This window comes from Rhizobium lusitanum (assembly GCF_014189535.1).
Lineage (GTDB): Bacteria > Pseudomonadota > Alphaproteobacteria > Rhizobiales > Rhizobiaceae > Rhizobium > Rhizobium lusitanum_C.
The window spans coordinates 1,341,201-1,366,937 of record NZ_CP050308.1; the positions used below are offsets into that span (position 1 = coordinate 1,341,201).

Genomic DNA, 25,737 nt, shown 5'->3' on the forward strand with positions numbered 1-25,737 from the left:
AAATGTGGCAAGCTAGAGTGGTTCTTGTGGTCTTGAGTATGTGTAGAGAGTCCAATGACCGAAATGATACGTCCCCGAGTAAAGTATGTCATCGGCCCCGATGGCAGCCCGCTGACGATAGCCGACCTGCCGCCGCCGAATACGCGCCGCTGGGTTATCCGTCGTAAAGCCGAGGTTGTTGCCGCTGTGCGCGGTGGCTTGCTGAGCTTGGAAGAAGCCTGCGAACGTTATACGCTCACTGTCGAAGAATTCCTTTCCTGGCAGTCGTCCATCAATTCCCATGGCCTCGCCGGCCTGCGGACGACCCGCATACAGCAGTATCGTCACTGACGATTGCAGCCGCCGCGATATCCGTTTGATCTTCGGTTCGGGCCTCCTTCCCCCTCAACAGGGCAAGAAGAAGGCCCGAATTCATGACGCAGCCAGTGCAAAACCACAGGCCGGGCTGCATGGACGTCGCGGCAGGTCAGCCTGTCTTGGCAATAGTCAAAACGGTCGTCAGAGACCGCCTTTAACGCATCAGAATATTTAATCAGTCCATCTAGACTGTTTAATGATCTCCTCCGTATCGATGCTATATTCGAAGAGGAGACAATGCGTTGCCGATCTCGACAGTTGGCAACTCGCCTTCCGCATGTCAATCTTTCCAGTACACAACGCTTGGGAGACTGATCATGGATATTCGTAACGAAAACAATGCATCAGGCGGCCGATATGTCGCCACGGTCGAAGGCCACGAGGCCGAGATGACCTTTTCCCGCGCCTCCCCAACCCTCATCATCGTCGATCATACCGGTGTTCCGGATGCCCTTCGCGGCAAGGGCGTCGGCCAGGCACTCGCTCTTCATGCTGTCGAAGAAGCGCGCCGAGGCGGCTGGAAGATCATCCCGCTCTGCCCTTTTTTCAAGGCGCAGTCTCTACGTCATAAAGAATGGCATGACGTTGTGAATATGTAGACGCCATCTCAACAAAGACGACACCCATACCACCTGAAAACACCAAAAACCGTGCATGGCCGGCCCAATCATGGCCAGTCATGCACGGCTCTCGTGCCGTTTCCGCCGCTTCCCGTAACCCCTGAAAACATTCCGATTTCGGAACACGGTCGGCTTGGGGTCAACAACTCGCGACGGAATAGTTAATTCAGGCGCGTGCCCTTACCGGACCCGAACCGTCACGCTCTTCCAAGGCTGCTGCCTTGGCATATTCGGCCTGCATTTCTTCCAGCGATGTTTCCAACGCCTCTTCCTGCACCTGCAATTCCCGGATCGACACCTGAAGGTTGTCCGCACGATGACGCGCGGCCTTGGCAAAGGTCGGGTAGGCAAAATGGCTCGGGTCGACAATGCCGGACTTTTTTCTTCCAGCACGATCTGGCTCTCCAGATCCTTTGTCATGCGGTCGAATTCCGCCATCATCATCTGCAATTGCTGCAACTGACGACGTTTTTCGTTCACCTGAAACTCTTTCAGGCGCGTTAGGCTCTCACGTGACTTCATACGCATTACTCCCGTGATGCGAGACCCCGGCTCTCGATAAAATGACCCGCCGCGCCGCTTTGAGACGGTTTGGTTAAAAAAATTTCCAGCGATCTTAATAAAAACCTACCGCTGGTAACCTTTCGTTTACGGGCATCGTTAATGATAGGGGCAATGATTTAAGGGTCAGTAAATGCCGCAGTCGGAATTCGATATGTTGGCATAGGCGAGTCGAATGAATCACTTGGCGTGTCTTCTTAATGCAACACATTAGGATTGATATTTGCTGATTGTCTTTGGAAAACAGTGCAATGGAAAAATTATTTAATAAATTCGATACGACTTGCCAGAGTGAATCAGAATTTGTTAACCATTCCATGGCAGCTTTCAAATCAGGCAGTGATTTGTTCGGTATCGCGTAGGGGGCTGACGACCTTTCGGCGGCGGTAAAGGGGATAACTATGCGGGTTCTACTAATTGAAGACGATAGCGCGACAGCGCAGAGCATCGAGCTGATGCTTAAATCTGAGAGTTTCAACGTCTACACCACCGATCTCGGTGAAGAAGGCGTCGATCTCGGAAAGCTCTACGACTATGACATCATTCTGCTCGATCTTAACCTTCCCGACATGTCCGGCTACGAAGTGCTTCGCACGCTGCGCCTGTCGAAGGTCAAGACACCGATCCTCATCCTCTCCGGCATGGCCGGTATTGAAGACAAGGTTCGCGGTCTCGGCTTCGGTGCAGACGACTATATGACCAAACCCTTTCACAAGGATGAATTGGTCGCACGAATTCACGCGATTGTCCGCCGTTCCAAGGGCCACGCCCAGTCGGTGATCATGACCGGCGAACTGATCGTCAATCTCGACGCCAAGACCGTCGAAGTCGGCGGCCAGCGCGTGCATCTGACGGGCAAGGAATACCAGATGCTGGAGCTGCTTTCGCTCCGCAAGGGCACCACGCTCACCAAGGAAATGTTCCTGAACCACCTTTATGGCGGCATGGACGAGCCGGAACTGAAGATCATCGACGTCTTCATCTGCAAGCTGCGCAAAAAGCTCGCAAATGCTGCCGGCGGCGCCAACTATATCGAAACTGTCTGGGGCCGTGGCTATGTGCTGCGCGAACCCGACAACCACGAGCTAGCCGAAAGCGCCTAAGCCGCCCGCCCCAACCGCCGCACCAATCAAAATCCCGCCGCATCAGGCGGGATTTTTTGTTGTCGATTTCGCTAGGGCATCCCGCTTTCAGGCGGACACGATGCTCCAGCAACAAAAAAGCCGCCCGGAAAGGCGGCCGTCAATCATGAAATGGCTTGATATAGATCAGGCCGCGATAGCGCGATTGCCGAAAACGGCGGTCAGGATCTTGCGATCGAAAGGCTTCAGCAGGAAGTCGGTGGCGCCGGCGCGCTTTCCAGCCATCAGCTTGCGCAGATCAGCCTCGATAACGCAGTAGTAGATTTTCACATCCTTGCCGTTCGGCATGGCGCGGATGGCGGCTATCAGATCAAGAGCGCCGTCCATGCCGGCGTCGACGATCAGATAATCAGGAATTTCGGCCTGGCAGCGCGCCAATGCCTCGCGGGCATCGCCGGCTTCGCTCACGAGAAAATCCAGCTCGGACAGAATGCGCTTGCCGACCTTGCGTACGACATCCGACGCGTCCGTAATCATGAACCGCTGCATTATCCGCTCCTTCGCGCCCGGTCGCCGTCGATCGGGCACCAACCTCAGATTGGAACGATAGGCGCGCGAGGCTAAGGATTCGTTACCGTTATATTTTCAATTGCGCGAACGATCGAAAGATTGCGCAGATCGTCTCGATACACGTAAAAATACCCCCGCGACCGGTTTCGGCCACGGGGGTATCGAAATGGATGCGAGTTGCGCTTATTCGCCGCGCATGATGGCGGTGAACGTCAGCTCTTCCGGCGTGGCTTTGTAGGAAAGTTCCATGCCGCTCTCGTCCGCCAGAAGCACGGTGTAATAGGGCTGGATCGAATGGGCGTCGACCGCCTCTTCCAGCGTACCGGAGCAGATTTCAGCGAATTTCGGCGGCACGCGCATCAGCCGACCCTTGGTCGTAATCGTGAACTTGGCGTCAAGATCAGGATTTTCCAGTGTCACGTCGATATTGCCGCCACGCGGGATAGAGCCGTAGGCCACGAGGAAGAGATTGAGCAGCAGCTTCACGCGGTTCTTGGGGATGATGGCGCGCGGGCCGGTCCAGCTCACTTCGGCCTTCTTCTCGGCAGCAGCGAATTCCTTCGCGGCGCGTTCGGCTTCGCCCGTATCGATCGAGGCGCCGACCGAGCCGGAGGCGCCGAAAGCGAGGCGCGCGAACTTGAGGCGGACCGAAGCATTGAGCGCGCTGGTGCGGATCAGGTCCATGGCGTCGGCATCGGTGCCGCCCTCATCGAGCAGTTCCAGGCCGTTATTGATTGCACCGACCGGCGAGATCACATCATGGCAAACGCGGCTGCACAGCAGCGCGGCCAGATCCGGTCCGGTCAAGGTTAGGTTCGGATTCTTCGACATTCATTGTCTCCTGAATGCTGACAAGGCGGAACGCCGTATGATTTTACGTTGCCACGGCAAGATTGCTCGAGGATTGCCGCAGGCGGCGTACCACTCGCCATAAAGACACCATATTTGGTAAACCGATTGTTAAGATGATCGACGCAAAATGCATTCATCACCACCAGACTTTTTCGCGCGCGAATCGCCAAGCGGAAATCGGGCGGAACAGTCTGGAATGGGGAGCGAGGCATATCCGGCGCGTTCATGCGAATAGGCCATGCGTCCGCTCTCAATCGCACCGACCATGATGAACGGATGACTGACATGCGCTATCAACTCCTGAAGAGAATGCCCAGCCCCGGCTCGCGAACGGTAGGCCTGGGTTTGATCTTGGCCATCGTTGCGCTCGTAAGCTTCGCACTGCCGGTTCGTCAGGCCGCCGCGGCGCCGACCAACAACCACTATTCCATGCAGGAAATCGTCGATGCCGGGCATTCCTTCTTCGGCTCCACCAGCGGCGGCCTTGCCAAGGTGGTCGAGCGCGCCTTCCAGCAATATGGCCTGCCGAACGGCTATATCCTCGGCCAGGAAGGTTCCGGCGCCTTCATCGCCGGTCTGACCTATGGCGAAGGCCAGCTCAACACCAAGAATGCCGGCGAGCACCCGCTTTATTGGCAGGGACCGTCCCTCGGCCTCGACTATGGCGGCCAGGGCGCCCGCGTGATGATGCTGGTCTACGACTTGCCGAACATCAACAGCGTCTACACCCGCTTCGGCGGCGTCAGCGGCCAGGCCTTCATCGTCGCCGGCTTCGGCATGACGGTGCTGAAGAACAACAACATCGTGCTGGTGCCGATCCGCACCGGCCTCGGCGCCCGCCTCGGCGTCAATCTCGGCTATCTGAAGGTCACACCGAGCGCGACGTGGAATCCCTTCTGAGGTTTCGAGCAATATCTCCTCCGATGCATTCAATCTCCTGGCCCGCCGATCGCGGGCCTTTTCTTGTCGCGAAACCTCGGCGTGCCCGATAAACCATATCCACTTTAACCCCTTGCCCGTCGGCGTGCCCCCATGCTTAATCAACTCACCGATATCGCAAACAACTCCCAGATGCAGGCATTGCCGTGATTCAATTTGCTCTGTTGTTCGGTTTGGGCTTTCTAACCGCCGCCTTTCTGGCTTTCCTGATTGCGCCCGCGATCCACCGCCGCATTGTCTGGTTCACGGAAAAGCGGTTGAAGGCCACGATGCCCCTGAGCCCGCAGGAAGTGCGAGCGCAAAAGGATATGGCGCGCGCCCTCTTTGCCGCCGAGAATGCCAGGACGGAACAACTGCTGACCCAGGAACGTGACAAGGGCGTCGCGCTACAGATACACAACGGCAAGCTTCAGCAGGAAGCCAGCCGCTTTGCCGCCGAGAGCAGCGAGTTGCAGACCCGCATCGACGATCTGGAAACCGAGGCCGGCGAGCTGCGCTCACGCCTGCGCCGCGAGGAAAGCGATATCAGCCAGCTCAAATCCGGCACTCATGCGGCGGAGCAGGCGAGTGCCGAAAAGGACGCCGATATCGATAGCCTGCGCAAGCGGATGACCAAGATGGCCGCCGACTCCGATAATCTGAAGATTGATCTGGCGGCGCGAGAAGCCGAAATCGAAAGCCTGAAGCTTCGCATCAACACCTTGCGGGACGAGCGCGACACGCTGCGCCAGGATCTGAATCAGGCAAGCCAGCGCGCCAGGGATGCCGAAACGCTGCTGGGTCAGGAGAGCGACAAGGCCCGGCGACTCGACGACCGGCTGAACCGGGAGATTGCCGGCAACGCCGACAAGGAAACCGCGATGGCGCGCCTGAAGGAAAAACTGGGGGCCAGCAATGGTGAGGCACGACCAACTGGCCGAACACCGCGCGCCGCCCATCTCGTCTCGTCCGCCAAGCGGGCCAACGGCGCCAAGCCAATGACCGAACCGACAAACGTGGCAACCGCGGACAATGACGCCAACGCATCGAAACCGGAGCGCAGCTTGGAAGACGACATCGCCCATATGACGGAAGAAGTGCGCAACCGCGCCGCGGCCCTTTCGGATCGCCTGTCCAAATCGCGCTCGCCGGCGCATGATCAGGCGATGCGCGAAGAGATCGCCGTCATCGCCGCCAACATGGTGGCGCTGACCGCCCGCCGGGAAGGCGAACAGTCGCCGATCTACGATCATCTGCCGAAGGAAACAGGTCCCGCCGAACAGGGCGCGCGCCTCAGCCTCGCCCATCGCGCGGCCACCCTGCTGCGAAAGTAGCCGCAAAGGCTGGCGAAGACCGACATTCAGACCCGCTTCAGCAGCGACGCCATCTCGAAAAGCGCGATACCGCTTGCTGTTGCCACGTTCAGACTGTCCAGTCCAGGCGCCTGCGGTATCCGCACGCTGCCAAAGGTCGACAAGATCTCCTGTGGCAGCCCCTCCCCCTCGGTGCCGACCACCAGTGCCATGCGATCTGTCCAGGGGACGGCGCGAATATCGGTCTCGCCGCGCGGCGAAAGGCTCCAGATGGCGAAGCCGCGCGCTGCCAGCATCGTCAGCAGTTCGACATCGCTCAACTGACGGCGATAGGGCATGGTCAGCACCGAGCCCACCGAGACGCGCAGCGCCTTGCGATAGAGCGGATCGCAGCAGGTCTCGTCGAGCAGCACGGCATCAGCGCCGAAAGCCGCCGCATTGCGAAACATCGAGCCGACATTGTCATGATTGGAAATGCCGCAGCCAACCAGAACGAGCGAGCGTTCCGGCAGGTGTCCGAGAAAGACGTCCATATCCGTATTGGCCGTCCGACGCCCGAGCGCCAGGACGCCACGATGCAGATGGAAGCCGACGATGCCGTCCAGTATCGAACCTTCCGCGACATAGATCGGCACATCGGGCGGAAAGCCAGCAATGATCTCGTCCAGCCCGGCGGCGCGATTGCGCAGCAACAGCACCTTTTCGGCGACGAAATCTCCGCCCGCCGCATGCGCCCCAGCTAGGAGCCGCAACACCACCGTACCCTCGGCGATGAAACGGCTTTCGCGGCCGGTCAGGTCCCGTTCGCGGATATCGCGGAATTCGGCGATGCGCGGATCGTCGGGATGCGTGATCTCGATCAGCCGATCACCCGTCATTGTCACGCCATCACTTGGAGAGCGATATCGTCGCGACGATCCGGCCGATGCCGTAATCGAAGACGACGGCCTGGCGCTGGCCGCTGGCGAGCGTGCCGTAGAACAGCACCTGATTTCCGGAAAGCGACGTCGACTGGACGGTGAAGCCTTGCGGCAGTGCGGCCGTTACAGAGACCGGAGCATCCGATGGAATATTCGAGGCCGCAGCGCCCGCCGGCTTTGCTGGAGCGCGCATCGTCTTATAGACAACGGCGCCGAACACGGCCATAAGGCTCACCACCATGACGGCCGCCGAGACGATCTGCAGGCGGACCATCTTGCGTCGGACACTTTCCAGGGCCGGATCGAGGGGCTTTTCCTCTTGATCGTCTGGCTGGAGATTCGTCATCGATGCGTCCTTATTTCCTGAAGAGCGCCTATGCGCCGGAGAAATGCGTTTGAGCGACCCCTTTAAAGAAGCCGAGGGCAATAGAAAAGTCCTAACTGCCGATGAGACCGCCGAAGGTCGGCTCGACGCGTGGTTGACAGCCCAAATGAACGAGGAATTGTCCCGCAGCCGCATCCAGGCGCTGATCAAGGCCAATGCCGTCCTGCTCAACGGCGTCCCGGTGACCGACGCCAAGCGCAAGGTGCGTCCCGGCGACGTCTACGAGATTTCCATGCCCGAGCCTGAGGATCCGACGCCGCAAGGCGAGGATATCCCGCTCGACGTGCTCTACGAGGACGACGACGTCATCGTCATCTCCAAGCCCGCCGGCCTGGTCGTGCACCCCGGCGCCGGTAACTGGACCGGCACGCTGGTTAACGCGCTGATCCATCATTGCGGCGACAGCCTCTCCGGCATCGGCGGCGTGCGCCGGCCGGGCATCGTCCACCGGTTGGACAAGGACACCACCGGCGTCATGATCGTTGCCAAGAACGATATCGCCCATCGCCATCTGTCGTTGCAATTTGCCGACCACGGCCGCACCACGCCGCTGGAACGCGCCTATCAGGCAATCGTCTGGGGCCGTCCCCGCCAGCTCGTCGGCACCGTCAACGCGCCGCTCGGCCGCGCCACCAGCGACCGCACCCGTCGCGCCGTCAAACGCCCTGGCACCCCGGACGCCGACGAAGCGATCACACATTATGAAGTGATAGAGCGCTTTCATGAGGCCCCGGACGCCACTGCGCTCGCCTCGCTGATCGACTGCCACCTCGAAACCGGCCGCACCCACCAGATCCGCGTTCACATGGCGCATATCGGCCATCCCTTGCTCGGCGACGCCGCCTATGGCGGCGGCTTCAAGACCAAGGCCAACCTCCTGCCTGATGCAGCAAGGGAAGCCGTGAACCGCTTCCCGCGCCAGGCACTCCACGCCTACCTGCTGCAATTCGAACACCCGCGCACAGGCGAAGTGATGCATTTCGAAGCGCCCCTGCCCGACGATATGGAAGAGCTGGCGGCAATACTGCGGGGATGAGGATCGCCGGCCGCGGCAAACACGCGGCTGGACGCTTGCTCCGCCAAGGCCTATAATAATCATGGAGCCGATCTCCGGCAGACACCTCTCATCCATCCAGAACGCAACCCGCTTTGCTGTTCGAATGGCTGGATATCAGAGGACCGGGGCTTTCGGGAGGATAGTCACAGGGGCGAATGTCACGGCGCGCTGAGCTTTCACGCCGCGGTAACACCTGCGTGACCATGTTCTTGAATCACTGTTTGGCCGTACTTATTTATATATTGGTTTAGTGCGGGGTCTTCAGACCTGCACGCCTTGGTCAGCTTCGCAAAGAGCGTGCAACACGCCTCCAGAAGGGACCAAATCTCGAATAGGAGGGTGCACATTCATGGCCCGTAATACCTTGCCATCCATTGCCGCCGGGGAAGCCGGCCTTAACCGTTATCTCGACGAGATCCGCAAGTTCCCGATGCTGGAGCCGCAGGAAGAGTATATGCTCGCCAAGCGCTACGCGGAACATGCCGACCGCGAGGCCGCTCATAGACTCGTCACCAGCCATCTGCGCCTCGTGGCGAAGATTGCCATGGGCTATCGCGGCTACGGCCTGCCGATCGGCGAAGTCGTGTCTGAAGGCAATGTCGGCCTGATGCAGGCTGTCAAGAAATTCGACCCGGAACGCGGCTTCCGCCTGGCAACCTATGCCATGTGGTGGATCAAGGCTTCGATCCAGGAATATATCCTGCGCTCGTGGTCGCTGGTGAAGATGGGCACGACCGCCAACCAGAAGCGTCTGTTCTTCAACCTGCGCCGGCTGAAAGGCCGTATCCAGGCCATCGATGAAGGTGACCTGAAGCCGGAGCATGTCTCCGAGATCGCCACCACGCTGAAAGTCTCCGAGGAAGAGGTCATTTCGATGAACCGCCGCCTCTCGGGCGACGCTTCGCTGAACGCGCCGATCAAGGCTTCCGAAGGCGAGTCCGGCCAGTGGCAGGATTGGCTGGTGGATGATCACGAAAGCCAGGAAGCCGTGCTGATCGAGCAGGACGAACTTGATACGCGCCGGCGCATGCTGGCCCGCGCCATGAGCGTCCTGAACGACCGCGAACGCCGCATCTTCGAGGCCCGCCGCCTCTCGGAAGATCCGGTGACGCTGGAAGATCTCTCGTCCGAGTTCGACATCAGCCGCGAACGCGTTCGCCAGATCGAGGTCCGCGCCTTCGAGAAGGTCCAGGAAGCGGTGCAAAAGGATGCGCAGGAACGCGCTAAGGCGCTGCGCGTTGTCGAGGCCACCGCTTAACGAGCAAGACCCCGGACGTCACACCAAACATTTTAAACAAAAAGGCGGGCCGCAAAGCCCGCCTTTTTCGATTCCAATTGTTTGAAGCCGGTTACTGACCGCTCGAAGCAACGCCGCCGAGCGCCTGCCATTCGGTGATCGCCCTGTTGAAGGCGTCGCTGCCGGTCGGTCCTTTTTCCATGGTCAGCAAGGCGCGACGGCCGTTACGATAGACCACGGGAATATCGATCCAATTACGGGTTTTCAGCAGATCGAGGTTCGTCTTGCGCGCATCCGGGAAATCGTTCAGCGCGACCATGTAGACGTCGTCGGTAACCTTGGCCGGCACGGCGATCAACGCGTCGCCGCGATCCTGCTCGGTCGACTTGAGCGCAATGCGCTGCACATTATCGATGGCGCCACCCTCGAAGTTCGGCGGAACCTGGAAGGCCAGTTCGACCAGATGGCTTGCCGGAAGCGAAGAGTCCGTATTGCGCGACACCGTGATCGTCGCCGTCAGCCCACGCTGCGGTACGCTGATGAGGCCTTGGACGGATGGTTCAGGCCGACCATCGGCCCCCTTGCCTTCCTGAAGCGACCAGGTGACCGTGCCTTCGAAAGCCGTCGGTGACGTCTGGCCGAGACGCTCCTCATAAAGAAACACCTTCTGTCCATCCGCGACCGGCGCGGTCTGCTGAGGCGTAGCGGGAGCCTGCTGATCGGCGGTGGCCGGTGGCGTCGTGGCCGGTGCCGTTGCGGCAGGGCTCTGCGACGCCTGAGCGGCGGGCGCATTGTTGGCGGGAGCAGCCGCCGCTCCGGCCGCCGGAGCGGCGGAGGCGACGTTCTGCTCGGCAACTGACTTGCCTTCGGCCACGCCGGGCTGTCCGCCGGCCGCCGGGCCTTCATCCGTTTCCGTGCCGTTCGCCAGCAGGCGCTGGGTGAACTTGGTGTTGACCGTATTAGGGTCGTTGTCGAGCGAAGCGACATTGGTATTACCCGCTGCCGGCGGCTGCGCGGCGGCGGTGTCGGTTTGCGCTGGCGTGGTCGCGGGAGCAGTCGTGGCCGACGGCGCCGGGTTTTTGCTGGCGGTGTCGGAAGACGGCGTGCTGGTCGCGGTCTTCGGCGCCGAACTGATGAGATCCGTGACCATCTTGTCGAGCGCTTCGCGGTTCAGCCAGGCGGCATAACCGCCGCCGGCAACGGCCGCAAGGCCAACAAGCGTCAGGATAGCCGCAGTCGCGCCGAAACGGCGGCGCTTCGGCTCCATGCGGAAGCTCTTGCCCTGCAGCCGCGATGCCATGTCCCGATCGAGATCCGGCGGAATGGAGGAGCCGTTACCGCTATCCCCATTTTCGGCGAGCTTGTCGAAGCCGGCCAGCTCCTTGAGCTCGCGCCAACCGTCACCGTCAGCCTCGCTCCTCGGCACAGCTTTCGGCGATGAATGCACGTCGGCAAAGAGATCGACATCGTCAAACGCATTGTCCGGCACCTGCCGTGCGGGCTGCGCCGGCTTGGCAGCAGCCGGGGACGCTTGCAATTCCCCGAAGACATCCGCGTCCCAGGCAAAACCGTTATCGGCTGCCGGCGTCTTCGCAACAGCAGGTTCCTCGACAGGATGACCGAACGGGGCCGGCGTGAAGGCGGCGGCGGGCATAATCGGTTCGGGCGCGGCCTGCTTCGAAGGCGCGCCGACCTCGGCCCAAATCTCCTCGACCTGGCTGATGACGTCATCGGCGGAAGAATGAACGACCTTCGGCTGTTGCGGGGCCGGCTCAGGCTCAGCGGCAACGGCCGGCTGTTCCTCGGCATAGTGCTGCGGCTCTTCGTAGTGAACCTCTTCGTGGGCAGGCTCGACATGGTGAGCCGCCACGGGTTCCGGCTCCTGGGGAGCCTCATGCCATGCTTCTACCGGCTCGTGTTCCTGCACCACCTCGTGCTGGACATGCACAGGCTCTTCTTCGTGGACAGGTTCTTCATGCGCCGGAGTGTAAGCAGCCACTTCCTCTTGCGCATGGACTTCCTCGGGAGCCGATTCCGGTTCCTCTACGACATGCTCTTCCTCGACATGATGCTCTTCGGGAAGTGCTGCCTGCGGCTCTTCATGCAGAACAGGCACTTCCGCGACGGGCTCCTCGGCCGCCGGCAAGGCTTCGGCGTGTTCCGCTTCCACCTCGACGATCGCGGTTTCGAGCTTGTCGAGCTGGCGGCGTAGCATCTCCTCCGGCGGGCGCGGCTTCATGCTCTCGAGCTGCCGCTGCACGGCACCACGAGCTCGCTCGTAAACCTTGACCCGCATCTCGGGAGTGTTTTCGGTCAGGCCGTCCACGGCCCGCCGAATGACTGCTACAAAATCCGCCATCAGTACTTTCTCATGATGCCCGCCACAAAGCCGGACCGGGATTCGTCATTAATTCGAGACATTAGCCCTCAAACGGATCAGTCACAAGTATGGTGTCTTCGCGCTCCGGGCTGGTCGAAAGCATCGCGACCGGCGCACCGATCAGCTCTTCCACCTGCCGGACATACTTAATCGCCTGGGCCGGCAGATCGGCCCATTTGCGGGCGCCGACGGTCGATTCTTTCCAGCCTTCAAGCGTGATGTAGATCGGCTCGACACGAGCCTGTGCCGCCTGGCTCGACGGCAGGTAGTCGATTTCCTTGCCATCCAGCATGTAGCCAACGCAGATCTTCAACTCGTCGAGACCGTCGAGCACGTCGAGCTTGGTCAGAGCAATGCCGGTAATGCCGGAGGTCTTGACGGTCTGACGAACCAGCACGGCATCGAACCAGCCGCAACGACGCGGACGACCGGTGTTGACACCGACTTCGCGGCCGACCGTCGACAGATGCTTGCCGATCTCGTCATGCAGTTCGCAGGGGAATGGCCCTTCGCCGACGCGCGTCGTATAGGCCTTGGTGATGCCGAGCACGTAGCCGAGCGCCGTCGGTCCGAGACCGGAGCCTGCCGCCGCCTGCCCTGCCACCGTGTTGGACGAGGTCACGAAAGGATAGGTGCCATGGTCGTTGTCGAGGAGCGCGCCCTGCGCGCCTTCGAACAGGATGCGGGCGCCCGCCTTGCGCTGCTCGTCAAGCAGCCGCCAGACCTGATCCATATAAGGAAGAATGTGTTCCGCGACGGAGGTCAGCTCCTCGTGCAGCGAATCGAAGGAGATTTCGTCGAGGCCCATGCCGCGACGCAGCGCATTGTGATGCGTCAGCAGTCGGTCGATCTTGGCCGGCAGCGTTTCCGGCTCGGAGAGATCGATAACGCGGATAGCGCGGCGACCAACCTTGTCTTCATAGGCAGGTCCGATGCCGCGACGCGTCGTGCCGATCTTCGTGCCGCTGTTGGAGGCGGCGTCTTCACGAAGCGCGTCGAGGTCGCGGTGCAGCGACAGAATCAGTGGCGCGTTTTCGGCGATGCGCAGCACGTCAGGCGTGACCGCGATGCCCTGGGCGCGCAACTTCTCGACTTCGGCAACAAAATGATGCGGATCGACGACGACGCCGTTTCCGATAACGCTCAGCTTACCGCGAACGAGCCCGGATGGCAGCAGCGCGAGCTTATAACTGACACCATCGACAACCAGCGTATGACCGGCATTGTGGCCACCCTGAAAGCGCACGATCACATCGGCGCGTTCCGAAAGCCAGTCGACAATCTTGCCCTTGCCTTCATCACCCCATTGCGAACCGATCACAACTACGTTCGTCATTTCTCCATTCCCGCTTCCTGCGCACGGTGGCGCGCCTTGCTCAAACCCGCGCATCTATAAAGCTTTGTTTTTCGGAAAGCGACTCTGTTGTCTCAGGAGATTCGGCTTTTTACGTGACGAATCAGCGCCTCCAACAGGATTCTTCCCGTCAGCCTGCAGCAGTGGAAGCCGATGACACGATTACGGCCTGCTCACCGTCGATTCGCAAGGAAACGCCGAACCACTTCCCTCGATGTCGGATTTCAGGCGTAAAGACGTGAAAAGCACTGAAATCAGCCGAGTTCCAGTGTGGTAACGGCAAAGACACGATTGAGCGGCACATCAGGGGCGGCACCTCGGTACATCCGCGTCGTTTCGAACACCGGCGACAGCCCGCACGCTTCGACAAGCCTGATTGCCTCAGCGTTTTCAGCGGGCACGTCCAGATACACAGGCCTGCCCTTGGCCTCTGAGAGCAATGCTGCCAGCAAGGCCGCCGCGACATCGGGGCTGTTTGCAAAGAGCGGGCCGATCTTGAGCCCCTCGAAACAGCGCCGGATCGTGCCGTAGCCACGGATCCGGCTGCCGCTGCCGACCATGAAGGATTTTCGTCTCTCGGGCGCGCCGCACCAGGCGGTGAGAAAGGAATAGCGCAACCCCGGGAAAATGCTGGCATCGTAGCGCAGCAACGCCTCGAGCCTGCCCTGTGTAACCGGCACGACCTCCACGGCCTTGCCTATATCTGGCACGGTGGCGACACCGCCGTAGCGCAAGGTGCGATAGGCCGCCTCGAAGCCGTGGCGGCGATAGTTCTCCTGCTGAGCGGCGACGCCGTCGAGACCGACGGTACGATTGCCGGCGAAAGCAATGACCTTGTTCCACAGCGCCTTGCCATAGCCCTTGCCGCGAAATTCCGGGTGAACCATGTAGAGTCCAAGAAAGGCGAAGTTTTCGCCATATCGCACCAGGGAGATGCAGCCGACTGGCACCTCACCGATCGCACCGACGAAGAAGCCGGAAGGATCCGCCTCCCAGAACGCCGGGGCATCGTCGACACCGGGATTCCATCCCTCCTGTCGAGCCCATTCGAGAGCGAGCTCCAATTCCCCCGCTCGCATTGTACGCACGGCAAAAGTCGACTTCATGCAAATGCCCCACATCGCCCATTCCGCACCGCTCCCATGGAAACGGCCACGCCCCGCCTATCATGGTGCAATGCAATGACAATCACAAGCGATACGCGGCGACATGCCGGGCCGCTTCAGCCCTCGGCTGTATTAGGCGCGTAAGCGGCCGGATCGACCGATCCCGGCCTGCCCGCAAGCGACAGCGTTGCAACACGCGCCGGCGTCTCGCTGATCACCTTGCCACGCCGAACCACGAAGAGCCTGCCAGCGCGCATCCTGATGGCCTCGATCGTATCACGCGCCTGCAGCACGACGAGATCACCGTTACAGCCGACCTCCAGCCCATAGCCGTCGATGCCCATCACCTTGGCCGGATTGGCGGTGACGGCGTCGAAGCAGAACCGCATGGCCTCGCGTGACGCCAGCTGCCCGACGTGCAGCCCCATATGGGCGACATCCAGCATGTCAGCGCCGCCGAGCGAATACCAGGGGTCCATGCAGCAATCCTGGCCGAAGGCGATATTGATACCGAATTCACGCATCTCCTTGACACGGGTCAGCCCGCGCCGCTTCGGATAGCTGTCGTGTCGTCCCTGCAACATGATGTTGATCAGCGGATTGGGGATCGCATGCACCCCCGCCTCGGCGATCAGCGGCAGGAGCTTCGAGACATAATAATTGTCCATCGAATGCATCGATGTCAGGTGCGAACCGGCCACCCTGCCCTGAAGCCCGAGCCGCGTGGTTTCGGCGGCAAGCGTCTCGATGTGGCGCGATAGCGGGTCGTCGGTCTCGTCGCAATGCACGTCGACCATCAGGCCGCGCTTCTCGGCGATCTCGCAGAGCGCACGCACCGAACGCGCGCCATCCTCCATCGTCCGTTCGAAATGTGGAATGCCGCCGACGATGTCGACGCCGAGATCAAGGGCGCGGTCCAGGTTCCGCGCCGCCGTCGGCGAACGGTAATAGCCATCCTGCGGAAAGGCGACGAGCTGCAGATCGAGATAAGGCGCGACTTGCTTTTTCACCTCCAGCAGCGCTTCGACGGCAAGCAGCCGGTCGTCGCAGATATCCACATGGGTCCGCGCGGCCAAGAGCCCCTGCGATACCGCGAGATCGCAATAGCGCAAGGCCCGCTCCGCCACCGCCTCATGCGTCAAGAGCGGCTTCAGCTCGCCCCAGAGCGCGATACCCTCCAGCAGCGTCCCCGAGGTGTTGAGCCTCGGCAGGCCGAGCGACAGGGTCGCGTCCATATGAAAATGACAATCGATGAAGGGGGAGACACCAGATGGCCTCCGGCATCGATCACACGCCCCGCCTCCGCCTTCAGCTGGGGCTCGACAGCCACAATCTTACCGCCGGCAATGGCAATATCCTGCCCCTTGCGGCCATCAGGAAGGTTGGCATTGCGGACGATGAGATCGAATGTCATGGGGAATTGCCTTCGGATCGGTGGGAGATGCTTTTATCCTGAATGTCTAGCACGCCGCCAAAGGCTGGCAAGTCGTTCGGCGGTTTGAAATCGCAGCAGTTCGCGCGTGTCATATTGCGTTTATCTTTATGGTCTTTATGACGCGTCTATCGCAGTGCCCTGGATAAGCACCGCAACGTATAGGCGTCCCCGGCGATCCTGTGTATAAGCGCAGGCGACGGCCAACGAGGGGATCGCGTTCTGACGCTGAGCCCACTGCAAGCAAAAGGATTGAAGTTCCATGCACATCACAATGATCGGTTCGGGTTATGTGGGTCTTGTGTCTGGCGTCTGTTTCGCGGATTTCGGCCATGATGTGATTTGCGTCGACAAGGATGTCGGCAAAATCGAGGCGCTGCTCAAAGGCGAAATTCCGATCTTCGAACCCGGCCTGGAACAGCTCGTCACTGATAATGTCCGCGCCGGCCGCCTGTCGTTCTCGACCGACGTAGAAACCAGCGTAGCGGCCAGTGACGTCGTCTTTATCGCCGTGGGCACGCCGTCGCGCCGTGGTGACGGCCATGCCGATCTCTCCTATGTCTATGCCGCCGCCCGCGAGATCGCCGAGCACGTCAAGGGTTTCACCGTCATCGTCACCAAGTCGACCGTCCCGGTCGGCACCGGCGACGAGGTCGAGCGCATCATCCGCGAAACCAATCCGGATGCCGACGTCGCCGTCGTCTCCAATCCGGAATTCCTGCGCGAGGGTGCGGCCATCGAGGACTTCAAGCGTCCCGACCGCATCGTCATCGGCCTCAACGACGACCGGGCGCGGAGCGTCATGACCGAGGTCTACCGGCCGCTTTATCTTAACCAGGCACCGCTGCTCTTCACCGCGCGGCGCACCTCCGAGCTGATCAAATACGCCGCCAATGCCTTCCTCGCAATGAAGATCACCTTCATCAACGAGATGGCCGATCTCTGCGAGAAGGTCGGCGCCAATGTGCAGGAAGTGTCGCGCGGCATCGGTCTTGACGGCCGCATCGGCGCGAAGTTCCTGCATGCAGGACCTGGCTATGGCGGCTCTTGCTTCCCGAAAGATACACTGGCGCTCGCCAAGACCGCGCAGGATTATGACAGCCCGGTACGCCTGATTGAGACGACAATCTCGATCAACGACAATCGCAAGCGCGCCATGGGCCGCAAGGTCATCGCGGCCATGGGTGGCGATGTCAGGGGCAAGACCATTGCCGTGCTCGGCCTGACCTTCAAGCCGAACACCGACGACATGCGCGACAGCCCGGCGATCTCGGTCATCCAGACGCTGCAGGACGGCGGCGCCACGGTGACCGGCTACGATCCAGAGGGCATGGACAATGCCCGCCAGGTGATCGACATTACCTATGCTCCTGATGCCTACCGCGCGGCGCAAGGCGCCGACGCCCTGGTCATCGTCACCGAATGGAACCAGTTCCGCGCGCTCGACTTCGCCCGGCTGAAGAGCGTCATGAACGCTCCTGTCCTCGTCGACCTCAGAAACATCTATCGCCATGACGAGGTCACAAAGCACGGCTTTGTCTATACCAGCATCGGCAGACCCATGAACGGGGCCGAACTGTAAGCAAGGGCCGACGAATGCGCTATCTCATCACCGGAACCGCCGGGTTCATCGGCTTTCATCTCGCCAAGCGCCTGCTCGACGACGGCCATTTCGTCGTCGGCTTCGACGGCATGACGCCCTATTACGACGTCAAGCTCAAGGAAAAGCGCACCGCCATCCTCGCCCGCTCCAACGGCTTCAAGGCTGTCACCGGCATGCTGGAGGACAAGGCCGCGCTGGATCACGCAGCTGAGCTGGCCGAACCCGACGTCATCGTCCATCTCGCAGCTCAGGCCGGCGTGCGCTACAGCCTGGAAAATCCACGCTCCTATGTGGACTCCAACCTTGTCGGCTCGTTCAACGTGCTGGAACTGGCGAGAAGCCTTCAGCCGAAACACCTGCTGCTTGCCTCCACTTCCTCGGTCTATGGCGCCAACGAGAAGATCCCTTTCGCCGAAAGCGACAAGGCCGACGAGCAGATGACGATCTACGCGGCAACGAAGAAGAGCATGGAGCTGATGGCGCACAGCTACGCCCATCTCTTCCATATCCCGACCACCGTCTTCCGCTTCTTCACCGTCTACGGTCCTTGGGGCCGGCCGGACATGGCGCTGTTCAAATTCGTCGACGCCATCAAGAACGACCGCCCGATCGAGATCTACGGCGACGGCAAGATGAGCCGCGATTTCACCTATATCGACGATCTCGTCGAAGGCATCGTCAAGCTGATCGGCGTCATTCCGTCGGAAGACAACCGCGTCGTATCGGACACGATCACCGATACGCTATCGAACAACGCACCCTTCCGCATCGTCAATATCGGCGGCGGCCAGCCGGTCGGTCTGATGAGTTTCGTCGAGACCATCGAGGCGATGCTCGGCAAGAAGGCGATCCGCCACATGCTGCCGATGCAGCCTGGCGACGTGCACAACACCTATGCCGTGCCGGACCTGCTGGTGGCTCTGACAGGCTTCAAGCCGCAGATCGAGGTCGACGAAGGCGTGCGCCGCTTCGTCGAGTGGTATCAGGAAAACTACTGAGAAAACCGGCCTATTCGGCCGGACCCGCCGGATGATAGCCACGGTCGAAGTAAACCAGCCCCTGCCCGCCGTCTTGCTGGCGGATGGCCTCGACTTCGCACATCAGGATGTCATGCGTGCCGCCATCGGCGCGGCGCACGATGCGGCAGTCGAAGGAAACAAGCGCATCTTCCAGCGCCGGCGAGCCGGTGGATAGTTCCGACCATGCGGCCGCGGCAAAGCGTTCGGCAACCGGCGTCTTGCCGCCAAAGAGGCGTGAGAGCTCCTGGTGCCCTTCCGAAAGCACGTTGACGCAAAGCACGCCGTTTTCGGTGACTGCTGGATGCACGGAAGCAGCGCGATTGAGACAGACGAGCAGGGTTGGCGGGCTGTCGGTGACGCTGCAGACGGCAGTCGCGGCAAAGCCGGCAAGACCCGCCGGTCCATTGGTTGTTACGATGTTCACGGCAGCGGCCATGCGCGCCATGGCGTTGCGAAATTCAGCTCGCGCCACATCAGGATCGGCGACGGGCACCGCCTTCTCGAACGCCACGGATGTCTTCATGTTCATTCCCATTGTCCCCGCATGTCGCGCCGAAATCTGGATGCAGGCAACGTACCAAGTCAAACTGCCTATCTCAAGCAACCGCATTTCACGGAATCGCTATTCGCCAGGCAATTAGTTTTCTACTAAATCTATCAACAAAAGGAAAAACAATCCTATCCATACGCCTTTGGGGCATTTCCTCCTGCCTTCCGAAAGCGAAGCAGCATGGCCGGCAATCGTGATGCCCATCACTGCCTGCGTACACAAAAAGGCAGCGGCACGGCCGCAAATTGATGCTTTCCTCCGTCATCATCCTTGCCGTATCCGTTAGATGAGAGACGCACATGAGAGGATATGGCCATGGCGAAGCCCTTCTATTGGAACGAACTGAACACCTATGATTTCGCCGGCCTTTCGCCCGACACCACCATCGCCGTCCTGCCGATTGCCTCGACCGAGCAACACGGCCCGCATCTGCCGATCGCCACCGACGTCGCTATCGCCACCGGCATGCTGGCCGAACTGAAGATCCAGCGCCCCGACGATCTCGATTTCCTCGTGCTGCCGACACAGGAGATCGGCAAGGCTAACGAGCACGTCTATGGCCCCGGCACGCTCTCGCTCAGCGCCGAGCTGCTGATCCCGGTCTGGACCGCGATCGGCGCCAAAGTCGCCGAGGCCGGCATTCGCAAGATGGTGATCGTCAATTCCCATGGTGGCAATCTCGACATCATGGGCATCGTCGCGCGTGAATTGCGCGTGCGTTACCAGATGGCCGTCGTCGCCACGCAATGGACGCGCTTCGGCACGCCTGACGGTATGATCAGCGAGCATGAGCAGCGCTACGGTATCCATGGTGGCGATGTAGAGACCTCGCTGATGCTGCATTTCCGCCCCGAGCTGGTGCGAATGGACAAGGCCGAGAACTTCGCCTCCAAGGCCGAATGGATGAAGGAGCATTCGAACTACTTGCAGCCGCTGCCGCCGCATTCGCTCGCCTGGATCGCCCATGACCTCAACCCCAACGGCGTCGTTGGCAACGCCGCCAACGGCACGGCGGAAAAGGGCGCGCTTATCTGCCGCCATCAGATCAAGGGTTTCATCGAGATGCTGCACGATCTCCGGGACTATCCGCTGTCGAACCTCTATTCGAAATAGGCGTCCGACCGTCGCCGTTCCGACGGCATCAGAATGTGCCCCTTCGCCTGTAGTTCCTCCACCAGACCAGCCAGTTCAGCGAGCAGATACTCCACGAACAGGCTGGTCGCCGCATCCAGCGGCGCGCGTGCGCGCGCAAAAGCTTCAACGGCTGATGCCGAGAATGCGGTTCGGCGATCGGCCGGAACACCAGCTCGCCACGTCGGCAATCGGTGATGACGTCGAGCGGGTTCAACAGCGTCAGCCCCGCTCCGCATTTGACCAGCTGCTTCAGCATTTCCGAGGCATTGCTTTCCAGCACCGGCTCCACCTGCACCGACAGCCGCGCCAGCGTCAGGTTGATGATATCGCGCAGGCTGGTGCCCGGCTGCGCCAACAGCAGCCGTTCCTCCACCACATCGGCCAGATTGATCGGTCCCGGCTCGATCAGCGGATGGCCCGGCGGCAGCACGACACCGATCGGAATGTCGAAATTGCCGAGCGAACGAATGCCCGGCGTCGCGGGAATGTTGAAACCGAGCCCGATATCCACCTCGCCCGAAAGTACCGGCGCGACGGTGGTCGAGCCGGAATCATTGTGCAATTGGATGAAAACGCGGGGATGCTCGGAAAGGAACCGCGCGATGATCTCCGGCAGCGGCCCGGCGGCAAGGCCGACCGTCGTGACGATCCTCACCTTGCCAGCCTGCTGCATCTTCAGGCTGCGGATGCGCCCCTCCAGCCGCTCGTAATTCTTCAGCACCTCACGGATATGCTCGATGCAGAGTTCGCCCGCCGCCGTCAGCCGGAGGCCACGTGGCAGCCGCTCGAACAGCGGCGCTCCCATCTCCTCCTCCAGCGCCAATATCTGCCGGTTGATCGCCGAGGAAGCCACGTTCAGCCGCGCCGCTGCCTTGCGGATCGAGCCGCAGCGGGCGATCTCGTTGATGTAGAGCAGTCGTCTCGAATGCAGCATAGGCGTCCCCATTGCATAAATTTTGCCCAGGCCGCACAATTTAGGCACAGACCCGAGTTGAGATGCCTAAAAGGCATCAATGCGCACGAATTTTGATGCTTTTCAAAGCGCAACGCAATCGCTCAAATGCAGAAAATGGGCGTCACTGATGGCGTCCCATGGCGAATAAGGGGAACAACCAGCCATGTTCAATGCATTGAAGTCCAAAGCATTTCTTACCGTCATGGGCCTGATGGCCACCATTGCGGCGGCCGAGCCCGCGAGCGCCCTCGACAAAGTGACCTACGGCACCAACTGGCTCGCCCAGGCCGAACATGGCGGCTTCTATCAGGCGGTTGCCGACGGCACCTACAAGAAATACGGTCTCGACGTCACCATCGTCCAGGGTGGCCCGAATGCCGCCAACTCGGCGTTGCTCATTTCCGGCAAGATCGATTTCTACATGGGCGGCCCGCAGCAGGAAATCGACGCCGTCAAGCAAGGCATCCCGATCGTCGACGTCGCCGCCATCTTCCAGAAGGACCCGCAGGTGCTGATCGCCCATCCGGACGCCGGCGTGGAAAAATTCGAGGATCTCGCCAAGCTTCCAACCCTGTTCATGAGCAAGGACGGCTACGTCACCTATTTCGAGTGGATGAAGGCGAACTTCCCGGGCTTCAAGGACGAGCAGTTCAAACCCTACAATTTCAGCGCGGCGCCGTTCCTCTCCGACAAACAGTCGGCCCAGCAGGGCTATCTGACCTCCGAACCCTATGAGATCGAAAAGCAGGCCGGCTGGAAGCCGAAAGTCTTTCTGATCGCCGACGCCGGCTACTCGCCCTATTCGACGATGATCACCGCACAGACCGCGATGGTTCAGAAGAACCCGGACCTCGTGCAGCGCTTCGTCAATGCCTCGATCGAGGGCTGGTACAATTACCTCTACGGCGACAACAAGGTAGCCAACGATCTGATCAAGAAGGATAATCCCGACATGACAGACGGCCAGATCGCTTATTCCATCGCCAAGATGAAGGAATACGGCATCGTGGAATCCGGCGACGCCGCCGACAAGGGCATCGGCTGCATCACCGACGCCCACTACAAGAAGTTCTTTGACGAGATGGTGCAGATCAAGATCTTCGATGCAGACACGGACTACAAAAAAGCCTTCGACCCGCAGTTCGTCTGCAAGGGTTTTGGGATGGCGCTGAAGAAGTAAGTCTTAGCACCTCCCTCTTGAAGGGGGAGGTCGCCGCAGAGCGCGGGTGGGGGTGACACCCCGAGATTTCGAAGGATCACCCCACCCCGGAGCTTCGCTCCGACCCTCCCCCCTCAAAGGGAGGGTGGATCAACAAAGAGCCGAACCATGACCCTGTCTGAAGCCGCTACGACCGCCCGAACCGAACCGCGCAAGCGGCCGCTGGTCGTTATGGAGCAGGTCTCGAAAGTCTTCTCCAACGGCACGCTGGCGCTTTCCGGCATGTCGCTCAGCGTGGAAAGCGGTGAGTTCATCAGCCTGCTCGGCCCCTCCGGCTGCGGCAAGTCGACGGCGCTGCGCATTATCGCCGGTCTCGGCGGCGCCTCCAGCGGCCGGATCGACTGGCCAAGCTCGCGCATCAATTCCAAGGGATTGCCCGACGGCGATATCAGCTTCGTCTTTCAGGAGCCGACGCTGCTGCCCTGGAAAACAGTCTTCGGCAATGTCCACCTGCCGCTGAAACTGCGCGGCGTCTCCGAGACATCGGCCCGGGACCAGATCATGGCAACGCTGGCAACAGTCGGCCTGCAGGATTTCGCCGAGGCCTATCCGCGCGAATTGTCGGGCGGCATGAAGATGCGCGTCTCCATCGCCCGCGCTCTGGTCACCAAGCCGAAGCTGCTCCTGATGGACGAACCCTTCGCGGCACTCGACGAAATCACCCGCCAGAAGCTCAACGACGATGTGCTGCGGCTATGGCAGGCGACCGGCATCACCGTGATTTTCGTCACCCATTCCGTCTACGAGTCCGCCTATCTTTCCAACCGCATCGTCGTCATGAAGGCCCGCCCCGGTCGCGTCCATACGGACTTTCCCTTGAACACCAGCGGCGAACGCGATCCCCTCTACCGGTCCTCCGAGGAATATCGACAGGTCTGTGAAAAGGTGTCCCGTTCCCTGATCGAGGCCATTGGCTGGCCGGAGGCCCATTGATGAGCGACAGCACCGGCCTATCCGCAAAACTCTCCAAGGAAGCGGCCGATGCCCGACCGAAGCCGGCCCTGCGCACCAGAAATGCCGAACGATCAATCGGCATCATCGTGCCGATCCTGACCGTCGTCGTCCTGGTCGTCCTCTGGCAGCTTCTCGTTACCGGCGCCGATATTCCGCAATATATCCTGCCAAGCCCGCTCGCGGTCGCGAAAGCGCTGATATCCGATTGGGGCATTCTCTCGCCGGCCCTTTGGGTCACGACGCAGATCACCTTCATATCCTTGGCGCTCGCGCTGATTGGCGGCGTCGGCTTTGCCATCTTCCTGGTGCAGTCGCGCTGGATCGAGCTTGCCTTCTATCCGCTCGCCGTCATTCTGCAGGTGACCCCGATCGTGGCGATCGCGCCGCTGATCCTGATCTACGCGCCAACCCGCGAATCCGCGCTGCTGATCTGCGGCTTCCTCGTCGCCTTCTTTCCGATCCTCTCCAACATGGTGCAGGGCCTGAAGAGCGTCGATCATAACCTCCTGAACCTCTTCGATCTCTACGGCGCCTCACGCTGGCAGATGCTGCTGCATCTGAAGCTGCCGGCGGCCCAGCCCTATTTCATGACGGGTCTCAGGATCGGCGGCGGCCTGTCGCTGATCGCATCCGTCGTCGCGGAATTTGCCGCCGGCTCCGGCGGCCCCAATTCCGGCCTCGCCTTCCGTCTGCTCGAGGCGCAATACCGTCAGAACATGCCGCGCCTGTTCGCAGCCCTGCTGCTGCTCTCGGCACTCGGCGTCGCCATCTTCGCCCTCACCTCCTTCATCTCATGGCTGAGCCTGCATCGCTGGCATGAAAGCAGCCTCAAGCGGGAAAACTGATGTCCTATTCCTTCATGTCCCCGCCAAACGCCGCACGCTTCGTGCTAAGCAACGCCACCGTCCCGGCTGTTACCGTCGCGGGCTTCACTGGTCCGTCCAACGAAGGCCTCGTAAAAGCCGACATCGTCGTCGCCGATGGCCTCATCAAGGACATCCTGCCGGCCGGCACGGCACCCGCGGAATTCGCCAAGGCAGACATGAGGGACGGCATGGTCTGGCCGACTTTCGCCGACATGCACACCCATCTCGATAAGGGCCACATCTGGGAGCGCCGCGCCAACCCAGACGGCAGCTTCATGGGCGCGCTCGACGCCGTGCGCTCCGACCGCGAGGCCAACTGGTCGGCCGCCGATGTGCGCAAGCGCATGGAGTTCTCGCTGCGCGCCGCCTATGCCCACGGCACCAGCCTGATCCGCACCCATCTGGATTCACTGGCACCACAGCACCGCATCTCCTTCGAGGTGTTTTCGGAGGTGCGCGAAGCCTGGAAGGACAAGATCGCGCTGCAAGCCGTCGCCCTCTTCCCGCTGGATTTCATGGTCGACGACGCCTTCTTCGCCGACCTGATCACAGTCGTCCGCGAGACCGGCGGCCTTCTCGGCGGCGTCACCCAGCTGAACCCCGAGATCGACAGCCAGCTCGACAAGCTGATCCACGCCGCCGCCGGCAATGGCCTCGATATCGACCTGCATGTCGACGAGACCGAAGACAGACAAGTGCTCACGCTGAAGTCGATCGCCGAGGCCGTGCTGCGCAACGGCTTCACCGGCAAGGTCACCGCCGGCCATTGCTGCTCGCTCGCCCGACAGGACGAGGATGTCGCCCGCGCCACCATCGATCTCGTCGCCAAGGCCGGGATTTCGATCGTCTCCCTGCCAATGTGCAACATGTACCTGCAGGACCGCCATCCGGGCCGCACGCCGCGCTGGCGTGGCGTTACGCTCCTGCATGAACTGGCGGCGGCCGGCGTGCCGACCGCGGTCGCCTCCGACAATACCCGCGACCCCTTCTACGCCTATGGCGACCTCGACCCCGTCGAAGTCTTCCGCGAGGCCGTTCGCATCCTGCATCTCGACCATCCGCTGGATACGGCCGCCCGCGTCGTCACCACTTCGCCGGCCTCCATCCTCGGGCGCCCCGATATCGGCCGCATTGCCGTCGGCGGCCCCGCTGATCTCGTCCTCTTCAGCGCCCGCCGCTGGAGCGAATTCCTCTCCCGTCCGCAGTCCGACCGCGTCGTCCTTCGCAAGGGCAAAGTCATCGACCGCAGCCTGCCGGATTACCGTGAACTCGATACTGTTATTGGAGCCTGAC

The 25,737-nt window shown here is 60.9% G+C and carries 23 protein-coding genes and 3 pseudogenes; 15 read left to right on the forward strand and 11 right to left on the reverse strand.

Annotation, left to right across the window (positions count from 1 at the left end; all coding sequences use genetic code 11):
- The first annotated feature begins 54 nt into the window (after nt 1–54).
- Both sciP and HB780_RS20250 read left to right on the forward strand, forming a co-directional pair.
- Complete coding sequence (gene sciP / locus HB780_RS20245; protein ID WP_007533628.1) at nt 55–330, forward strand: CtrA inhibitor SciP; 276 nt, start codon at nt 55–57, stop codon at nt 328–330.
- Nucleotides 331–674: 344 nt separating this feature from the next.
- Complete coding sequence (locus HB780_RS20250; RefSeq protein ID WP_183695615.1) at nt 675–956, forward strand: GNAT family N-acetyltransferase; 282 nt, start codon at nt 675–677, stop codon at nt 954–956.
- 187 nt (nt 957–1,143) lie between these two features.
- On the opposite strand, the pseudogene HB780_RS20255 reads toward HB780_RS20250, so the two are convergent.
- Nucleotides 1,144–1,499, reverse strand: a pseudogene (locus tag HB780_RS20255) (flagellar export protein FliJ).
- Between the two features lie 440 nt (nt 1,500–1,939).
- On the opposite strand from HB780_RS20255, the gene ctrA reads away from it, so the two are divergent.
- On the forward strand, nt 1,940–2,641 hold the full coding sequence (ctrA, locus tag HB780_RS20260) for a response regulator transcription factor CtrA (protein WP_047456684.1): 702 nt from the start codon (nt 1,940–1,942) through the stop codon (nt 2,639–2,641).
- A gap of 165 nt (nt 2,642–2,806) precedes the next feature.
- Here ctrA and HB780_RS20265 read toward each other — a convergent pair whose 3' ends face one another.
- Nucleotides 2,807–3,169, reverse strand: a complete 363-nt coding sequence (locus HB780_RS20265; protein WP_183695618.1) for a response regulator — start codon at nt 3,167–3,169, stop codon at nt 2,807–2,809.
- Between the two features lie 204 nt (nt 3,170–3,373).
- On the reverse strand, nt 3,374–4,021 hold the full coding sequence (gene chpT, locus HB780_RS20270) for a histidine phosphotransferase ChpT (protein WP_183695621.1): 648 nt from the start codon (nt 4,019–4,021) through the stop codon (nt 3,374–3,376).
- A 306-nt stretch (nt 4,022–4,327) separates the two neighbouring features.
- Between chpT and HB780_RS20275 the strand changes: the two genes are divergently transcribed.
- The gene (locus HB780_RS20275) at nt 4,328–4,942 is read left to right on the forward strand and encodes a DUF1134 domain-containing protein (RefSeq protein WP_435693912.1); all 615 of its coding nucleotides are present in this window, start codon (nt 4,328–4,330) and stop codon (nt 4,940–4,942) included.
- Nucleotides 4,943–5,127: 185 nt separating this feature from the next.
- Nucleotides 5,128–6,294, forward strand: a complete 1,167-nt coding sequence (locus tag HB780_RS20280) for a hypothetical protein (RefSeq protein ID WP_183695624.1) — start codon at nt 5,128–5,130, stop codon at nt 6,292–6,294.
- 26 nt (nt 6,295–6,320) lie between these two features.
- On the opposite strand, the gene HB780_RS20285 is transcribed toward HB780_RS20280, so the two are convergent.
- Together HB780_RS20285 and HB780_RS20290 are read right to left on the reverse strand one after the other, a co-directional pair.
- A complete protein-coding gene (locus HB780_RS20285) occupies nt 6,321–7,151 on the reverse strand; it encodes a TrmH family RNA methyltransferase (RefSeq protein WP_183695627.1) in 831 nt (276 codons plus the stop codon).
- A gap of 10 nt (nt 7,152–7,161) precedes the next feature.
- A complete protein-coding gene (locus HB780_RS20290; RefSeq protein WP_183695630.1) occupies nt 7,162–7,539 on the reverse strand; it encodes a hypothetical protein in 378 nt (125 codons plus the stop codon).
- 49 nt (nt 7,540–7,588) lie between these two features.
- Between HB780_RS20290 and HB780_RS20295 the strand changes: the two genes are divergently transcribed.
- Both HB780_RS20295 and rpoH read left to right on the forward strand, forming a co-directional pair.
- Complete coding sequence (locus HB780_RS20295) at nt 7,589–8,614, forward strand: RluA family pseudouridine synthase (protein WP_183695633.1); 1,026 nt, start codon at nt 7,589–7,591, stop codon at nt 8,612–8,614.
- A 370-nt stretch (nt 8,615–8,984) separates the two neighbouring features.
- Nucleotides 8,985–9,893: an RNA polymerase sigma factor RpoH gene (gene rpoH / locus HB780_RS20300; RefSeq protein ID WP_183695636.1), complete on the forward strand. Its 909-nt coding sequence runs from the start codon at nt 8,985–8,987 to the stop codon at nt 9,891–9,893.
- A 91-nt stretch (nt 9,894–9,984) separates the two neighbouring features.
- On the opposite strand, the gene HB780_RS20305 is transcribed toward rpoH, so the two are convergent.
- The 4 genes and pseudogenes from HB780_RS20305 to HB780_RS20320 all read right to left on the reverse strand — a co-directional run bounded on the left by HB780_RS20305 (nt 9,985) and on the right by HB780_RS20320 (nt 16,066).
- Nucleotides 9,985–12,231 (reverse strand): hypothetical protein, encoded by a 2,247-nt coding sequence (locus HB780_RS20305; protein WP_183695639.1) that lies wholly within the window; start codon nt 12,229–12,231, stop codon nt 9,985–9,987.
- 61 nt (nt 12,232–12,292) lie between these two features.
- Nucleotides 12,293–13,588, reverse strand: coding sequence for an adenylosuccinate synthase (locus HB780_RS20310; RefSeq protein ID WP_183695642.1), 1,296 nt, complete (start codon nt 13,586–13,588; stop codon nt 12,293–12,295).
- A 272-nt stretch (nt 13,589–13,860) separates the two neighbouring features.
- Nucleotides 13,861–14,712, reverse strand: coding sequence for a GNAT family N-acetyltransferase (locus tag HB780_RS20315; RefSeq protein ID WP_183695645.1), 852 nt, complete (start codon nt 14,710–14,712; stop codon nt 13,861–13,863).
- Between the two features lie 116 nt (nt 14,713–14,828).
- Nucleotides 14,829–16,066, reverse strand: a pseudogene (locus HB780_RS20320) (amidohydrolase family protein).
- Here HB780_RS20320 and HB780_RS33120 point away from each other — a divergent pair.
- The 3 genes from HB780_RS33120 to HB780_RS20330 all read left to right on the forward strand — a co-directional run bounded on the left by HB780_RS33120 (nt 15,983) and on the right by HB780_RS20330 (nt 18,745).
- Entirely contained in the window at nt 15,983–16,168 is a 186-nt protein-coding gene (locus tag HB780_RS33120; protein WP_286203214.1) for a hypothetical protein, read from the forward strand. The pseudogene HB780_RS20320 and the gene HB780_RS33120 overlap by 84 nt on opposite strands.
- A gap of 238 nt (nt 16,169–16,406) precedes the next feature.
- Nucleotides 16,407–17,726 carry a UDP-glucose dehydrogenase family protein gene (locus HB780_RS20325; RefSeq protein WP_183695648.1) on the forward strand — a complete coding sequence of 440 codons (1,320 nt, stop codon included), beginning with the start codon at nt 16,407–16,409 and terminating at the stop codon, nt 17,724–17,726.
- 14 nt (nt 17,727–17,740) lie between these two features.
- Nucleotides 17,741–18,745, forward strand: coding sequence for an NAD-dependent epimerase (locus HB780_RS20330; RefSeq protein WP_183695651.1), 1,005 nt, complete (start codon nt 17,741–17,743; stop codon nt 18,743–18,745).
- A 10-nt stretch (nt 18,746–18,755) separates the two neighbouring features.
- On the opposite strand, the gene rutF is transcribed toward HB780_RS20330, so the two are convergent.
- Nucleotides 18,756–19,295 (reverse strand): NADH-dependent FMN reductase RutF, encoded by a 540-nt coding sequence (rutF, locus tag HB780_RS20335; RefSeq protein WP_435693913.1) that lies wholly within the window; start codon nt 19,293–19,295, stop codon nt 18,756–18,758.
- 336 nt (nt 19,296–19,631) lie between these two features.
- On the opposite strand from rutF, the gene HB780_RS20340 reads away from it, so the two are divergent.
- The gene (locus HB780_RS20340; protein WP_183695656.1) at nt 19,632–20,429 is read left to right on the forward strand and encodes a creatininase family protein; all 798 of its coding nucleotides are present in this window, start codon (nt 19,632–19,634) and stop codon (nt 20,427–20,429) included.
- On the opposite strand, the pseudogene HB780_RS20345 reads toward HB780_RS20340, so the two are convergent.
- A pseudogene (locus tag HB780_RS20345) lies at nt 20,371–21,384 on the reverse strand (LysR substrate-binding domain-containing protein). The gene HB780_RS20340 and the pseudogene HB780_RS20345 sit on opposite strands and share 59 nt — an antisense overlap.
- 184 nt (nt 21,385–21,568) lie before the next feature.
- Between HB780_RS20345 and HB780_RS20350 the strand changes: the two are divergent.
- The 4 genes from HB780_RS20350 to HB780_RS20365 all read left to right on the forward strand — a co-directional run bounded on the left by HB780_RS20350 (nt 21,569) and on the right by HB780_RS20365 (nt 25,736).
- A complete protein-coding gene (locus HB780_RS20350; protein ID WP_183695659.1) occupies nt 21,569–22,585 on the forward strand; it encodes an ABC transporter substrate-binding protein in 1,017 nt (338 codons plus the stop codon).
- Between the two features lie 147 nt (nt 22,586–22,732).
- Nucleotides 22,733–23,557, forward strand: coding sequence for an ABC transporter ATP-binding protein (locus tag HB780_RS20355; RefSeq protein WP_183695662.1), 825 nt, complete (start codon nt 22,733–22,735; stop codon nt 23,555–23,557).
- Nucleotides 23,557–24,423, forward strand: a complete 867-nt coding sequence (locus HB780_RS20360; RefSeq protein WP_183695665.1) for an ABC transporter permease — start codon at nt 23,557–23,559, stop codon at nt 24,421–24,423. Before HB780_RS20355 ends, HB780_RS20360 begins: the two co-directional genes overlap by 1 nt.
- Nucleotides 24,423–25,736, forward strand: coding sequence for a cytosine deaminase (locus tag HB780_RS20365; RefSeq protein ID WP_183695667.1), 1,314 nt, complete (start codon nt 24,423–24,425; stop codon nt 25,734–25,736). The genes HB780_RS20360 and HB780_RS20365 overlap by 1 nt, the downstream gene beginning before the upstream one ends.
- Nucleotide 25,737 lies beyond the last annotated feature (1 nt).